The 12481-nt window shown below is 64.1% G+C and carries 19 protein-coding genes and 1 pseudogene; all 20 read right to left on the bottom strand.

Going from position 1 to position 12481, the window contains the following annotated elements:
- The 20 genes and pseudogenes from METLW3_RS0105040 to METLW3_RS0104930 all read right to left on the bottom strand — a co-directional run bounded on the left by METLW3_RS0105040 (position 1) and on the right by METLW3_RS0104930 (position 12418).
- Positions 1 to 438 carry an NlpC/P60 family protein gene (locus tag METLW3_RS0105040; RefSeq protein ID WP_024878879.1) on the bottom strand — a complete coding sequence of 146 codons (438 nt, stop codon included), beginning with the start codon at positions 436 to 438 and terminating at the stop codon, positions 1 to 3.
- Complete coding sequence (locus tag METLW3_RS0105035; protein WP_024878878.1) at positions 435 to 1325, bottom strand: DUF2163 domain-containing protein; 891 nt, start codon at positions 1323 to 1325, stop codon at positions 435 to 437. Before METLW3_RS0105035 ends, METLW3_RS0105040 begins: the two co-directional genes overlap by 4 nt.
- Positions 1326 to 1340: 15 nt before the next feature.
- Positions 1341 to 1979, bottom strand: a complete 639-nt coding sequence (locus METLW3_RS0105030) for a DUF2460 domain-containing protein (RefSeq protein WP_024878877.1) — start codon at positions 1977 to 1979, stop codon at positions 1341 to 1343.
- Between the two features lie 10 nt (positions 1980 to 1989).
- Positions 1990 to 2577 carry a phage tail tape measure protein gene (locus METLW3_RS0105025; RefSeq protein WP_024878876.1) on the bottom strand — a complete coding sequence of 196 codons (588 nt, stop codon included), beginning with the start codon at positions 2575 to 2577 and terminating at the stop codon, positions 1990 to 1992.
- Positions 2574 to 2777, bottom strand: a complete 204-nt coding sequence (locus METLW3_RS27370) for a rcc01693 family protein (RefSeq protein ID WP_256388643.1) — start codon at positions 2775 to 2777, stop codon at positions 2574 to 2576. The genes METLW3_RS0105025 and METLW3_RS27370 overlap by 4 nt, the downstream gene beginning before the upstream one ends.
- Positions 2774 to 3124, bottom strand: coding sequence for a gene transfer agent family protein (locus METLW3_RS0105015; protein WP_024878875.1), 351 nt, complete (start codon positions 3122 to 3124; stop codon positions 2774 to 2776). Before METLW3_RS0105015 ends, METLW3_RS27370 begins: the two co-directional genes overlap by 4 nt.
- Positions 3125 to 3134: 10 nt before the next feature.
- A complete protein-coding gene (locus METLW3_RS0105010) occupies positions 3135 to 3545 on the bottom strand; it encodes a phage major tail protein, TP901-1 family (RefSeq protein WP_024878874.1) in 411 nt (136 codons plus the stop codon).
- A gap of 25 nt (positions 3546 to 3570) precedes the next feature.
- A complete protein-coding gene (locus METLW3_RS0105005) occupies positions 3571 to 3981 on the bottom strand; it encodes a DUF3168 domain-containing protein (protein WP_024878873.1) in 411 nt (136 codons plus the stop codon).
- Between the two features lie 10 nt (positions 3982 to 3991).
- A complete protein-coding gene (locus METLW3_RS0105000; protein WP_024878872.1) occupies positions 3992 to 4318 on the bottom strand; it encodes a phage head closure protein in 327 nt (108 codons plus the stop codon).
- Positions 4315 to 4896 (bottom strand): head-tail connector protein, encoded by a 582-nt coding sequence (locus METLW3_RS0104995; RefSeq protein ID WP_024878871.1) that lies wholly within the window; start codon positions 4894 to 4896, stop codon positions 4315 to 4317. Before METLW3_RS0104995 ends, METLW3_RS0105000 begins: the two co-directional genes overlap by 4 nt.
- Positions 4897 to 4981: 85 nt before the next feature.
- Positions 4982 to 6211 carry a phage major capsid protein gene (locus METLW3_RS0104990; protein WP_024878870.1) on the bottom strand — a complete coding sequence of 410 codons (1230 nt, stop codon included), beginning with the start codon at positions 6209 to 6211 and terminating at the stop codon, positions 4982 to 4984.
- A gap of 124 nt (positions 6212 to 6335) precedes the next feature.
- Positions 6336 to 6953: an HK97 family phage prohead protease gene (locus tag METLW3_RS0104980; RefSeq protein ID WP_024878869.1), complete on the bottom strand. Its 618-nt coding sequence runs from the start codon at positions 6951 to 6953 to the stop codon at positions 6336 to 6338.
- Positions 6953 to 7126: a hypothetical protein gene (locus METLW3_RS28110; RefSeq protein ID WP_157198924.1), complete on the bottom strand. Its 174-nt coding sequence runs from the start codon at positions 7124 to 7126 to the stop codon at positions 6953 to 6955. Before METLW3_RS28110 ends, METLW3_RS0104980 begins: the two co-directional genes overlap by 1 nt.
- Positions 7127 to 7312 (bottom strand): hypothetical protein, encoded by a 186-nt coding sequence (locus METLW3_RS0104970; RefSeq protein ID WP_024878868.1) that lies wholly within the window; start codon positions 7310 to 7312, stop codon positions 7127 to 7129.
- A 136-nt stretch (positions 7313 to 7448) separates the two neighbouring features.
- A pseudogene (locus METLW3_RS0104965) lies at positions 7449 to 7778 on the bottom strand (phage portal protein); the annotation flags it as partial.
- Between the two features lie 190 nt (positions 7779 to 7968).
- Positions 7969 to 8427 (bottom strand): RNase A-like domain-containing protein, encoded by a 459-nt coding sequence (locus METLW3_RS0104955; protein ID WP_157516520.1) that lies wholly within the window; start codon positions 8425 to 8427, stop codon positions 7969 to 7971.
- 43 nt (positions 8428 to 8470) lie between these two features.
- Positions 8471 to 8626: a hypothetical protein gene (locus tag METLW3_RS28100; protein ID WP_157096231.1), complete on the bottom strand. Its 156-nt coding sequence runs from the start codon at positions 8624 to 8626 to the stop codon at positions 8471 to 8473.
- Between the two features lie 138 nt (positions 8627 to 8764).
- A complete protein-coding gene (locus METLW3_RS25140) occupies positions 8765 to 10507 on the bottom strand; it encodes a phage portal protein (RefSeq protein ID WP_024878864.1) in 1743 nt (580 codons plus the stop codon).
- 86 nt (positions 10508 to 10593) lie between these two features.
- The gene (locus METLW3_RS0104935) at positions 10594 to 11892 is read right to left on the bottom strand and encodes a terminase family protein (RefSeq protein ID WP_051465498.1); all 1299 of its coding nucleotides are present in this window, start codon (positions 11890 to 11892) and stop codon (positions 10594 to 10596) included.
- Complete coding sequence (locus tag METLW3_RS0104930; protein ID WP_024881616.1) at positions 11876 to 12418, bottom strand: hypothetical protein; 543 nt, start codon at positions 12416 to 12418, stop codon at positions 11876 to 11878. The genes METLW3_RS0104935 and METLW3_RS0104930 overlap by 17 nt, the downstream gene beginning before the upstream one ends.
- Between the last annotated feature and the right edge of the window lie 63 nt (positions 12419 to 12481).

Genomic DNA, 12481 nt, shown 5'->3' with positions numbered 1-12481 from the left:
TCAATTCATCACGCCGGGAAAGGCGAATGCGCCCGCCAATTTCTTGCGCCACAAGCCGATCGGCGCCTCGGCCACACAGACGCCGCCATGCGCATGCACCATATGCGTCGCGCTAGTCGCAATGCCGAGATGCTTGGCTGGCGAGTGATCGCGGAAGCGAAACAAAAGCACATCGCCCGCGCGAAACGAATTCATCTCGACGACGGCGAAATGCCGATGCGCGGCGAGCGCCAAAGTCTCCTCGCCGAGGGCCTCTGCCCAATCCGGCGAATAGGGCGGCGCCGATTCCGGCTCCGGCCCCACCACCGCGCGCCACACGCCACGCACGAGACCGAGACAATCGCAGCCGACATGAATGAGCGATGCCTGATGTCGATAGGGCGTGCCGATCCAGAGCCGCGCCTGCGCGACGATCGCCGCGCGCGCGACCCCGCTCATCGAAAAAAGCTCCCACCGTCCATCGTCGGCGTCAGCGAGCTCGGATAGGAAATGACGAGATCATTGCCTGGCATATGCGGAAAGCCTCTGAAATTGACGATATTGAAGAATTTCGATCGGCAGCTCGCCGCACTCTTGTCGCAGCCGGCGACGAGCGTGAAGCCATCGCCCGAAACAATCCCGCCCGCGAGCCGCGACCACAGCCCCAGTTTCACCTTCCCGTCGGCGCTTCGATGTGATTTGACGGCGACGCGAACGCCAGCATCGGCGCCGCTGGTGACGATCAAGGAGCCCCCGGTAAAAAAATCATCGTCGAAATCCTCCGCGAGCGCCGCGACGATCGCGTCCTGCGTCACCGCGAGCACGACACCCGTCGTGTGAAAGAAGGAGGCGGAGAGATCGACCTTGCAACGCGCATCGCCGAGATCGGCGGAGCAGCCCTGCTGATAGCTGTCGCCGCGCGTCTCATCGAAGAGATGCGCGAGGGAGCGCAATTCCGCCCGAAACGCGAACTCGCTGCGCGTGACCTCGCCGATCGTCATGGCGTCGATGAGCAGGCGATTATCCACATTGCGCCAATCGACGAGCCATATCTCGACGCCAGCGCCGTCATAGCGCCCATTGGCGAGATCACTCTCGCCGAGCCCGTCCGACTGCAATGCGCCGATCACCTCGCCGCTACCGACCGCCAGTCCGACGCTTCCATCGATCTGCGTGGCGGCGAGCCCCGTGGCGGCGCGATAGGTCACGCCACCGAACACGAGATCACGATCATGATCGGTGAATCCCATTACCGCGCCATCCTTGCGAGTGAGACGCCAGCAATTGCACAAGGTCGACGCCGAAGCGTCGAGAGATTGCCGCATGGCCGACGAAGCCGAACGCATTGCCTTTCCTCCTTATCAAAGGATGATCTCGATGATCGGGATCTTCGGGATGGCGCCGGCCTCGAAAGAAGAGACGTCGATCTCGAGATAATCCGTGTCGAAGCGAGCAGGCACATCGAACAGAAATCCTGCCGTCACCACGGCGCCGATCGCTGGAACAGCCGAAGGCGACAAGGTGACGATTCCGCTCGACGCATCGACATCGAAGTCCACGCCTCGCGTCTTCTCGGTTCCGCCAATCGCTATCCGCACGCTTTCCATCACAGGCTTCGCTATAGTTCGCGCATAGGGCGCGAAGCCCGCGCCATAGGTCTTTTGCAGCTGAAATTGCGCCTGCGCGCCATCGCCTGCCCCGAGGATCTGGTCGAGCGGCGAAATCGAGCCGGTATGCGCAGAAGAAAAATCCGCGCGGTCGCGCCAACGAAAGCCGAACAGCCGCCCGCGTCGCTCCTCGAAAAATTCGATGACCGCGGCGAGCTGCGCGAGCGATTTGACGCCATAGCCCGCCTCATAGCGACGACGCGAATTCGCCCATCGCGCATTGCGCGCCTCACGATTGGAGCCGAGCGCGACGATATCCGTCCGCCGCTCCGGGCCGCCCCGTCCATTCAGCGACACATCGAGCGGAAAGCGCGTCTCGTGAAAATCGACCATCACGCCCTCCTCATAGATTGCGCCGGCCGCGAGCCACCGCCCGCGCCAGCGCCGCAGCAATCTGCCCTTCCGAGCGCCGAAAGCTGTCGACGTCCTGCGCGGCGATATTGACTGTCACCGCCACTGGATCGCCAGCGCCCTGCATCGCCACGCCGAGCCGACCATCCGGCCCGCGCGCGAGCGGCATGATCGCCTCCGCGCCACGCTCGCCCATCAGACCCACCGCGCCATTCGCGCCGAAGAATGTGGGGCTCGCGACGACGCCGCCATCGGCGAACGGCGCCACAGAAACGCCGCCGCCGCCCAATGCGCCGGAGATCAGCGCACTCAATCCGCTCGTCGCGCCCTGTGTCAAAGCCTGCGCGCCAGCATTGACGCCGAGCTTGGCGAGCGAGCGCGCGATGGAGGCGAGAGTGGTATCGAAGCTCTTTCCATTCACCGCCGCGCTGGCGAGCCCGCTCGATAGTGTCTTCGTCGCCGAAGCGGCGACCGAGTTGATGTCCTGCAGCTGCGTTTTCGTGGACTTCAGATCGAGCGCCTGAAAGGACAGATCGATCGATGATTGCGCAGCGCTATCGCTCGTTGACGAATCACTCACTTTTGGTCTCCGTCGGGAAATGCGCGCATCAATGCCGCTAGAGCGTCGCGTGATGGCGCTCTCGTGGCGCGGCCGTAGAGACCTTCCGCGGCGCAAGCCAATTCGCGTGGCGTCATCGACCAGAAATCGCGTGGCGAAAGACGAAGAACGCCGAGGCCGAAGGCCATCGCCCGCGCCCATGGGAAGGGCTGCGGCCTCACCCGCTCGCGCTCCGCGGCGGCGGAGGGTTTGCGCTGTCGCCCTCGCCGAAGGTCGCCGCCAGCAGATCGGCAGCGATCTTCACATAATCGCCGAGCCCTCCCGCGACGGTCATGCGCGCGACCTCATCGTCATTCTTTTCATATCCGCCGCCGCGCAATCCACATCCGATAATGCAGATCAGATCGCGCGCCGATAGGCGCCGTCCTTCGAAGCGCTCGGCGAGCGCGACGAGATCGCTCACGCCATGCGCGCTCTCGAGCTCGGCGAGCGCGCCGAGCGTGAGACAGAGCCGATAGCTCTCGCCGTCGAGCGTCGCCTGAATTTCTCCCCGCTTATGATTGGCCATGACGATCGCCTCACCCCGGTGTGAACGAAACCGCGCTCGCCGATTCGAGCGCTATGTCGAACGTCATCTCGGCATTGTGCTCGCCGCGATAATCGAGGCTGGTGATTTGGAACACGCCGGCAATTACTCCGAACGACGGAACCATGATCCGCCATTCACGCAGCAAGCCGTCGAAGAAGAGCTGGCGAATGAGCGCATCCGACGCCTGATCCTTGAATATTCCGGATCCCGCGAGGCTCGCGCGCTTCACGCCGGCGCCGTCGAGCAATTCGCGCCAACGACCTGCAGATTCGGCGTCGGTGACATCGACGGTCTCGGCGTTGAGCGACAGACGCCGCGTGCGCAAGCCCGCGACAGAAACGACGCTTCCGCTCCCATCGTCGAGCTTCAGCAGCAGGTCTTTTCCTTTTTGCGCTGACATGTGAAGGCTCCTGAATTTGCAGTCGTCATTGCGCTTCCGTCGTCGCGCGAAAGCGCAGATCGACGCGGGCGAAGCGGCCATTCTGCTCGCGTCGCGTCTCGCTGCCTTGATGGCGCAGATCGATGAGGACATGCCCCTCGAGACCGAGCGGCGCCTCGTCGAGAAGCGCGACGATCCTGTCGCCGAGAGTCAACGCTTCGGCGGTCCCACGTTCGATCGATACGACCGTGATCGTGAGGAGCTGCTCGGCGCCGCCGCTGTCCGAAGTGGACCAGTCGCGCAGCTTCGCCTCGGACAGCAGCACGTAAGGCGCCGCAGCGCCGCGCGGCGCCTCGTCATAGATTTTCGCGGCGCCGAGCGCGGCGACGAGGGCGGAATCCGCCGAGAGACGCGCGCGTATCGCTTTGCGCAGAGCTATGATCGGCGAAACCGTCATTTGTGGCGCCTCATGCGATTTCCTCACAATGGCAGAACAGAAAGCGGCGCCGTCCGTCCGGGTCAGAGGCGGAAGTGATGCGCAGGCTACGCGCGCCATCGACGAGGCGCATTTCGCTGGTCACATCGGCCCGCCATCGCGCTTGCGCGATCCAATGGATCGCCAGCTCCTGCCGCTCCTCGATGAAGCGCGCTTCCGCGGAAAGCGGCGTGAGCTTCACCCAAATATCGCCGCGCCCGACATAGCCTCTGGTCATCGCGCCGCTGTCGTCCGGCGTGTCCACGGGCGCCTCGAGGCTCATGCGCAGGCGCATCTCGCCGATCTTCGGCGCGTTCATGTCAATCGCTCGCGCCGAAAGGGCTTCGCCAAAGCCACCGCGATTGTCGGCAATGGCGCCCCGGCGTCGTCCACATCGCCACGATTTTCATGCCAATGCGCAACCAGCGCCAGCATGGCGCGGCGCAGTGGCTCCGGCGTGTCGGTGGCGCTGTCGCCATATCCGGTGACGAGATCGATCTCGATTCCGTCGCATGCGCGGCCCGGCTCGGGCGGCGACGAGATAAAAGCGACACGTCCGGCGTCGCGCGTGGGAGCCGCGCGGTAGGCCGCGCTCGCGAGGGTCTGAGCGACATCGGCAGAGTCATAGACACGGATGGCCGAAAGGCTACGAAACGGGGAGAAAGGAATGGCGAGCGTTCCGCGTCGCAATGTCTGCGCGGGCCAGGCGTCGAGCCGCATGCGCCAGCTCTGCGTGACGAAGAAGCGGCGGGTGTAGGATTCGAGCGTCAGGCGCGCGGAGACGATCAAAGCGGCCAGTAACGGATCCTCATCGCTAGAATCGAGCCGGAGCCAGGCCTTCGCCTCATCGACCGAGACGGGCTCCAGCGCCGGCGCTGTCAGAAGATTCGGGATCATTCGGTCTGTCCATCTGTGAATGACGTGCGAACTCGCCGTTGCGAGCGGCGCAGTCGCGCGCCGCTCGCGTTTGACGCTAGTCACATCATGCGACGCCGAATTTCAGCAGCTTGATCGCCTCGAAATCCTGAACGCCGCCACCGACGCGCTTGGTCGTGTAGAAGAGCACATAAGGCTTTGCGGAATAGGGATCACGCAGAACGCGCACGCCGAGCCGATCGACCACGAGATAGCCGCGCGCGAAATCGCCGAAAGCGACGGAGAGACTATCGGCGCCCATATTGGGCATATCCTCCGCTTCCACCACGGGGAAATTCAGCAGAGACGCCGGCTGATCGAGACTCGCGGGCGGCGTCCACAAATATTCGCCAGTGGTCGATTTGAATTTGCGGATGGCGGATTGCGTCTGCCGATTGAGCACGAATCTGCCGTTCTGCCGATAGCCGGCGCGCAGCGCATAGACGAGATTGAACAGAGCGTCAGAAGGATTGCTCACCGCAAATCCGCCGGCGACGCCGGTCGCGACATAGCCGATATTACCCCAGTTCCAGCTGGCGTCCGCGACCGTCGTATAGGCGAGGAATCCTTTGGGTTTGTCGGTTCCATTGCCGCTCACAAAGGCCGCGCCTTCCTGCTCGGCGAAGACGGTCTGCACCTCCTCGGCGATCCATTGCTCGACGTCGATCGCGGAATCGTCGAGCAAGGTTTGCGTCGCCGCCGGCATGGCGTAGAGCTCCATCGCCGGAAAATTGAGATCGACGATCTGCTGGCTGCTGGTTTGCGTTCGCGGATCGGTTTCTGCTGCCCATCCGGCGGCCGGTCCTTGTGTCGAATAGGCTTTGCGCAAAGAATGCGTGGAGATTTCACGCACGCTGGCGATGGCGCGAATGGGCGACAAATGCGCCAGGCGACGCAATATCTCCTGCTCCGCGGGCGTGGGCACGAGATATCCGCCGTCCGGGCCGGAGCCGGCGGACAGCGCCTTGGATTCGAGCGCCTTCAGCCCGGCGGATTCGCCGCTGCGCATATAGAGCGAAAACGCCGATTTGTGCTCGCGCGTAGGCGCATCGTCGTTCGGCGCGGACGAAAGTCGCGGCCGCGCGAGATCGAGCGCGACACGGTCGACGCGGCGCTTCGTTTCGTCGATGGCGCGGTCGATGCGCTGCAGCTTCTCCTCGGTGAGCGCGTCGACGCCCATGCGCGTCTCGATCTGCGCGAGGCGCTCTTCATTCGTATCCTTGAACGCCGTGAAGGCGCGGTGAAGATCGGCGAGCGCTTCCTCGCCGGAGAGGGTCCTGGTTTCGAGAAACGACATTGCCGGCAACCTCTTTCTTTCGACATGACGGCGCACGAAAGCGCCGCGCGGAATGCGCGGGCGTTCGGAGGCCAGGTGAACTGGGAAGATCGTCTTCGCGCGCGGCGCTAGCCGCGAGCGTGCGTCACCGGGAGGCAGAGAGCTGCTGGAGCGTCGCCTCGAATCGTGTCGCGGCGAGCTGCATGCGAAGCCGCGCGAGCTTCTGGCCGAGCTGAGCCGCCGCGTGACGCGGCGCGATCGTCAAAGCGGGAATCACGGCGATGCGCGCCTGCGGCAACGCAGGAAAGGTGACGATCGAAATCTCGATGAGATCGAGCTCGAGCAATCGCCGGACGCCAGTCTTAGGATCGCTCGCGGCGCGAAGCGTGCGAAAGCCGATCGACAGGCCGTCGAGCGCGCCTGCGCGGAGCAACGACAGCGCCTCCCGCGCACGCGCGACCGAAAGATCGAGCCGCCCACGCACTTTCAATCCGCGCTCGTCCTCGGCGATCTGCGCCCACACGCCGATCGGCTCCTCGGCGCGATGCTGCCACAGCATTTTGACGCTCGCGGCGCCGCGTCGCTGCAAGCTCGCGGCGAAGGCGCCGCGCTCGACGATATCGCCGCAAGTGTCGCGCACGTTGAAGAGGCTCGCATAGCCTTCGAATGTTCCGTCGGCGCCGATCGCCGCGGGAAACGGCGCGCGCTTCGTCTCCAACGGAGGGCTCTCTATGTGAATGTCTCGCGTCAGCGCTCGCGCCATCAGGCTTTCTCCCGCGTCGCGCCGATCGCGGCAGGACCGCCGCCGCGCGGCGGCTCGCGAAGGCGCTGCAATGCGCGCACAAAAGTCTTGAACACGATGTCGGGCTCGAGGCGCGGCGGCTTGCGCGGCGTGCGACGCTTCATTATGCGGAGAGGCAATGCGGCTAGACTCATTCATTCGCTCCCATAGCGGCGGTTGAAGCGCGCGAGCTCGCGCACGAAAGCGTCGAGCCGCCGCATGGAGCGGCCGAGCTCACGCAGAGCGCGCAACGCGAAAGCAGTGGCGGCGCTCGCCCAGAGAAAGAGCGCGAGATGGGCGAGATCGCCGCGCTCGATAATGGAGGTGACGATCTCGGACATGGGGCCCCTTTCAGACGCGAGAAAACGCCGGCCGTTCTGACGAGCGGTCGTCGCGGCTGACTTCGTTCGATGCCGCTGATCACGAGCTACGCGAGGTGGCGGCTCATCCGCCGCCCGCCCACCGGCGAGCCCGTGGAAACGCCTTCTGCATGCGCTGCACGAGCGGAATGATCGTCCGGCGCCAGAAGGCGTGATTGGCGTCCTCGTAATTGCGGAATGTGTTGTCGCCCGGCAGCCCGATCAGCAGCGGCGGCACGTCGAAGGCGAGCGCGATCTCCCGCGCCGCGGAGGCTTTCGTCTCGGAAAAATCCATGTCTTTGGGCGAGAACGACAGCGCCTTGCAATCGAGCCCGCCTTCCAGCAGCAGCGGACGGCCGGCGTCGAAGGCGCCGGAGAAACTCTCCTCCAACTCCTGCTTCAGACGTTCGAATTGCTCACCGGTGAGATGTCCGCCCTCCGGCCGCGGCATAGACGAGCGCGGCCTACGTGTTCTTCTGCGAAGCGAGCGAGGCCTCGAGCGCGGCGCGTATGAGGCCAAGAAACGCCTCCGCGTCGCCTTCATTGCCACTGGAAATGCCAAAGCCGCCGCCGAGAGTCTGGTTCCAATTTGCGACCAGCTGCTCGTCGCTATAATTCCTACTCAACATCGAGATATGCTAATGCCACAAGACCACGGCGACCCACCATGTATCACGAATATCAGGCTGTCCTCGAGCGCTCGCGACAAAGGCTTCCTTACCCGTCGGTGAATTGAATTCGGCATTGACGCGCTTGCGCTCAGTGACGACGCGTGCGACAAGTTCGACGGTGTCTTGTTGGTGGACGATCGCCGAATTGACCGGCTTCTGCGCTGCTTCCAACGAAGGAAACGACCCGACAAGCGGCGTCGTGCTGAATGGCCCCCTCTCGAAGCGCTCGCTTTGAACGCGTCGTATCAAATACTCATCGCTCTTGCCGACATGCTCGCTGATGGCGTGTCCGCCGTTCGCTTCCTCGTCCCGCAGATCGATAAAATCGCCGACCTGCGTGACGAGCCCGCCCACATCGCTCAGGCGATCGTGCTCAGCGCGACCCGGACGAAATCGCCGCCGCTGCTCCCATCCCCGCTCGTCCACTGCCTGCCCTCGGGCGATCCGGCGGCGACGCGCGGCCGGTCGGTCAATTCAAATAGGCGCGCGCCTTACGAAAGAATTCGATCATGCTGCCTCCAGAGATATATAATTGCGCCTTCGAGCTGTTCCAAATTTCTTGCAATTCGGCGTTCGAATAGCGTCCGCTCGTGAGCTCGTCGAGATAGGTCTTCAACGATTCCACCTGATCTCTCGTAAGGAAATTCGGGGCCTGTCGAACCGCGTCATCCAAAGAAGGATAAATCTTGAGAAGATCCTGATGGAAAAGGCGACTGTAGCTCGCGAACGCCTCAGGGATGTTCATATGCCGTCTCTTTCTCATTTAGTCGTTTATCGGATAGGCGGTGACCACCGTGAAGCCATTAGGGGAGGCGTCGTCATGTCGAATGAGCACCAAAACTCCGTTTGTCTCTCGTATATATGGAGCGGAACGGCCGCTGTTTGCAAACGCTTCCTTACCGGTCGGAGAACCGAAAAAGCTGGTCATATCGGTTCCTCCAAGCAATCCCTTTGCCACTGCTTCGACAATAGCACGATTAGCCGATAGCGTCGCGTTGACGAGTTTGTTCGCCGCCGCCAACGAAGGAAACGATCCCGCAGCCTGAAGACCCATATCGACAAAAAGTCCTGAATAACGTTCCGTCAATACTCGATTTAGCAAGAACTCGTCTGACTTTCCGACATGGTAGTCGATCGCATGGCCCCCTCGCTCCTTCTCACCCAGCAAGTCGACGAAATAGCCTTCGCCCTCGCCGACCAGTGTAGCGCCGACATCGCTCACGACACCAGCGATCGTGTTCAGCGCCACTTGCGCGAGATCGCCGCCGCCGCTACCGTCGCCACTCGTCCACTGCCCGCCGTCCGGCGATCCGGCGTTGACGCGAGGCTGATCCGCCGAATATTTCACGCGCTTTCCCATCGGGCCGTAGCCAGCCGCCTCGCGCTGCTCGTCGACAGTGAGGAAAGCGGCGCTTCCGATGCGGCTCCATTCGAGCGCGCGCTCTTTGGCCAGAGCGTCGATGCGATCTGCGTCATAGTCGAAGCGGAAAGGCGCGAAGCCCGGCTGCGCCCAGGCATGAAACGCCTTCTGCAAGCGCTGCACGAGCGGAATGATCGTCTGGCGCCAGAAGGCGCGATTGGCCTCCTCATAATTGCGGAATGTGTTGTCGCCAGGTAGGCCGATCAGCAGCGGCGGCACGCCGAAGGCGAGCGCGATCTCCCGTGCAGCGGAGGCTTTCGTCTCGGAAAAATCCATGTCCTTGGGCGAGAGCGACAGCGCCTTCCAATCGAGCCCGCCTTCCAGCAGCAGCGGACGTCCGGCGTTGAAGGCGCCGGAGAAATTCTCCTCCAACTCCTGCTTCAGCCGCTCGAACTGCTCATCCGTCAGATGTCCGCCCTCGGGCCCGGCATAGACGAGCGCGCCGGAAGGCCGCGCGCTATTGTCGAGCAGCGCCTTGTTCCAGAAGCTCGCGGCGTTATGCGTGTCGAGCGCCGTCTGCGCGGCGGCGAGCGGCGCGAAGCCATAGATATCATCGAGCGGATTGAAGAGACGAATGTGCAGAATCGGTTCTATGCCGCGACCCTGAATGTCATAGCGCACGCTGTCTCCGGCCACGGAATAGACATAGGCGGTCGGCCAGCCATTGCGTCCCGCGACGACGCTCATGCGATCGGGCCGCAGGCAATAGGCCTCGCGCAGCAATCCATCGACGAAGGCGCCTTCCACATAGGCGTCGCCATAGAGCAGAAGATTGGAGACGAGCGCCTCGAGGAAGGAGACGCTCGTATCGCTCGGATTGGGCCGCTCGATCAATCGCAGCAGGGGATGTTCCGGATTTTCGACGCGACCTTCATAAGCGAGCCAGGGCACGGAGGCGGCGCCTTCCGCCACCATGCGCACAGCGCGATAGCAGACGGCGTTGCGCTCATAGCCGGCCCGTGTGAGCGCAACATTGTTGCGCGCTGTCCATTGCGGCGCGGCCATGGAATGCAGCGAAAGCATGGCCCGCGAGGATTTGCGCTCCGGCGCGCGCGCGCCGAGGAGACGGGAGAGAAATGAGGGCATGAGATATCCGTCTGAAATCGAGTGAACATTGAGCAGGGCGTAGGAAGCGGCTGGCTCGGCGCCGTGTGGCTCGCGATCGCCCCCCCTCACAATCGTCGCATGCGCGGCTCGCGCGCGCGCGGCGCCAACGCTAGCGCGTGAACGGCCCACACCAGCGCGTCGAGACGATCGGGACTTCTCCCCGACGACAAGCCGTCGGTGGCGAAATCGCACATCTCGTCCTCGAGCGCCGGAAAGGCGCCGACATGGCGGATGCGCCCTTGCTCATAGAGCTGCGCGACCGGCGCCGCGCGCAAATATTTGCCGCGTGTCGCGCGGACTTCTCTCACGGCCACGCTCGGGTCGGCCTCGTGAATGACGGCGCGCACCATCTCGCCGCCCTGGTTCACCTCGGCGATCAGCGCATCGGCCTCGAGCCTGTGATAGAGCGCGACGCCGGCGCGCGCCCATTGCGCCGGCCGCGCGGCGGCGAGCGTCGCATCCTGCAGCACGAAGACGATTCCATTCGCTGCTCCCGCCGCGACGATTCCGCATCGATCGGCGCGCTGGCCGGATGACGCAGGCGGATCGATGGCGACGACGATGCGTTCCATCGGCGGCGCCTCGACAATGCGCGCCGCCTCCAACATATTGCGAGTCCAGAGCGCGTCGGCGCGCTCCTCGACGATCTCGCCGTCGAGCTCCTGACGCCCCAATCTCGTGCCGGCATATTGCGCGACGACGCTCTCGAGAAAGGATGGCGCGAGATGCGTCGCATTCTGCCGCGTCGTCGCGCGCGTCGTCACGACGCCGCGCTCGCTCATCAGGCGCTTCAGAAGCGGAATGGAGCGCGGCGTGGTGGTGACGATCTGGCGCGGCCAGTCGCCCAAGCGCAGCCCGAATTGGAGCATATCCCAGCTCTCCTGCGCATAGCGCCATTTCGCCAGCTCGTCGCACCAGGCGGCGGAAAATTGCGGGCCGCGCAGGCTCTCGGGATCTTCCGCCGAGAAAGCCTGCGCGACCACGCCATTGTCGAATGTGAGGCGCTTGCGCGACGGCTCCCACAAGGGCCGCTCGCTGCGCGGATGTATGGCGAGAATTCCGGAGACGCCTTCGATCATCACATCGCGCACATGCGCGGCGCTCTCGCCGACGAGCGCGATCGGCGACAAGGGCCGCGTCGAAAATTGCGGCCGGCCGCGCGCGACGGCGCGCACCCATTCGGCGCCGGCGCGCGTCTTGCCGGCGCCGCGCCCGCCCAATATCAGCCACACGCGCCATGGCTCGCCATTGCGCGCGAGCAAGGGCGGCCATTGATCCTCGCGCGCGCAAAACTCCCAATCCGCGAGCAGCGTTTCCAGCTCGCGCGCGGAAAATCCGTCGATCAGCTCATTCAGGCGGCCCATCGCCGCACATGCGCTCGAGCCGGCGAGCAAGCTCCTCGCGGAGCTCGGCCAATTGGCGGGGAGGCTCGTCGTCGAAAGCGTCTCGGACACGCCCGTCCTCCTCTCGCGCCACGGCGGCGTCGCGATTCATGCGCTTCAACTCCGCGAGGCTGCGCACAAGGCTCGCAAGCACGCGCGCGCTCGTCTCCATCGTCTTCGGCGCCGCCTTTGCGCCGCATGTCGCGAGCGCCGCTTCGGCGCGGACAAATTCGCGCTCCACCGCCTCTTCGAGCCGCGCGATGAGGCTGCCCGAGTCTTTCTCCGCCGGCGCGCTCCGCCGCGTCGCCATGGATGGCTCTTCCACGCTCTTGCGCTTGATCGGCGACGGCCGCATCGGCCATCCCTCGTTTTCGCGAAAACTGTGGAAAGCGCGCTCGCTCATGCCGAGCATGGCGCGCACCTCGGCGAGCGGCGTGACTCCCGCGTCATAGAGCAGCTTCGCCTGCGTGACGATGTCGCGCGAAAGCGCGTCGGACTTTGACGCCATGCATCGGCCTTTCGTGAGATTCTCGGAAGAGACGAGCGCGAGGGCTCGCGATCCGCAGCGCGC

Source organism: Methylosinus sp. LW3 (genome assembly GCF_000527115.1).
Taxonomy (GTDB): Bacteria; Pseudomonadota; Alphaproteobacteria; order Rhizobiales; family Beijerinckiaceae; genus Methylosinus.
This window is presented reverse-complemented; position numbering and strand designations above follow the sequence as displayed.

What these genes read in the sequence shown, in the direction of transcription:
- METLW3_RS0104990 (WP_024878870.1), bottom strand. Translation starts at nt 6,211, where the DNA reads ATGTCGTTTCTCGAAACCAGGACCCTCTCCGGCGAGGAAGCGCTCGCC.
- METLW3_RS0104970 (WP_024878868.1), bottom strand. Translation starts at nt 7,312, where the DNA reads ATGTCCGAGATCGTCACCTCCATTATCGAGCGCGGCGATCTCGCCCAT.
- METLW3_RS0105030 (WP_024878877.1), bottom strand. Translation starts at nt 1,979, where the DNA reads ATGGTCGATTTTCACGAGACGCGCTTTCCGCTCGATGTGTCGCTGAAT.
- METLW3_RS0104935 (WP_051465498.1), bottom strand. Translation starts at nt 11,892, where the DNA reads ATGGGCCGCCTGAATGAGCTGATCGACGGATTTTCCGCGCGCGAGCTG.
- METLW3_RS0105005 (WP_024878873.1), bottom strand. Translation starts at nt 3,981, where the DNA reads ATGACGGTTTCGCCGATCATAGCTCTGCGCAAAGCGATACGCGCGCGT.
- METLW3_RS0105015 (WP_024878875.1), bottom strand. Translation starts at nt 3,124, where the DNA reads ATGGCCAATCATAAGCGGGGAGAAATTCAGGCGACGCTCGACGGCGAG.
- METLW3_RS0104995 (WP_024878871.1), bottom strand. Translation starts at nt 4,896, where the DNA reads ATGATCCCGAATCTTCTGACAGCGCCGGCGCTGGAGCCCGTCTCGGTC.
- METLW3_RS0105035 (WP_024878878.1), bottom strand. Translation starts at nt 1,325, where the DNA reads ATGCGTTCGGCTTCGTCGGCCATGCGGCAATCTCTCGACGCTTCGGCG.
- METLW3_RS0104980 (WP_024878869.1), bottom strand. Translation starts at nt 6,953, where the DNA reads ATGGCGCGAGCGCTGACGCGAGACATTCACATAGAGAGCCCTCCGTTG.
- METLW3_RS25140 (WP_024878864.1), bottom strand. Translation starts at nt 10,507, where the DNA reads ATGCCCTCATTTCTCTCCCGTCTCCTCGGCGCGCGCGCGCCGGAGCGC.
- METLW3_RS0105010 (WP_024878874.1), bottom strand. Translation starts at nt 3,545, where the DNA reads ATGTCAGCGCAAAAAGGAAAAGACCTGCTGCTGAAGCTCGACGATGGG.
- METLW3_RS28110 (WP_157198924.1), bottom strand. Translation starts at nt 7,126, where the DNA reads ATGAGTCTAGCCGCATTGCCTCTCCGCATAATGAAGCGTCGCACGCCG.
- METLW3_RS0104930 (WP_024881616.1), bottom strand. Translation starts at nt 12,418, where the DNA reads ATGGCGTCAAAGTCCGACGCGCTTTCGCGCGACATCGTCACGCAGGCG.
- METLW3_RS0105000 (WP_024878872.1), bottom strand. Translation starts at nt 4,318, where the DNA reads ATGAACGCGCCGAAGATCGGCGAGATGCGCCTGCGCATGAGCCTCGAG.
- METLW3_RS0105040 (WP_024878879.1), bottom strand. Translation starts at nt 438, where the DNA reads ATGAGCGGGGTCGCGCGCGCGGCGATCGTCGCGCAGGCGCGGCTCTGG.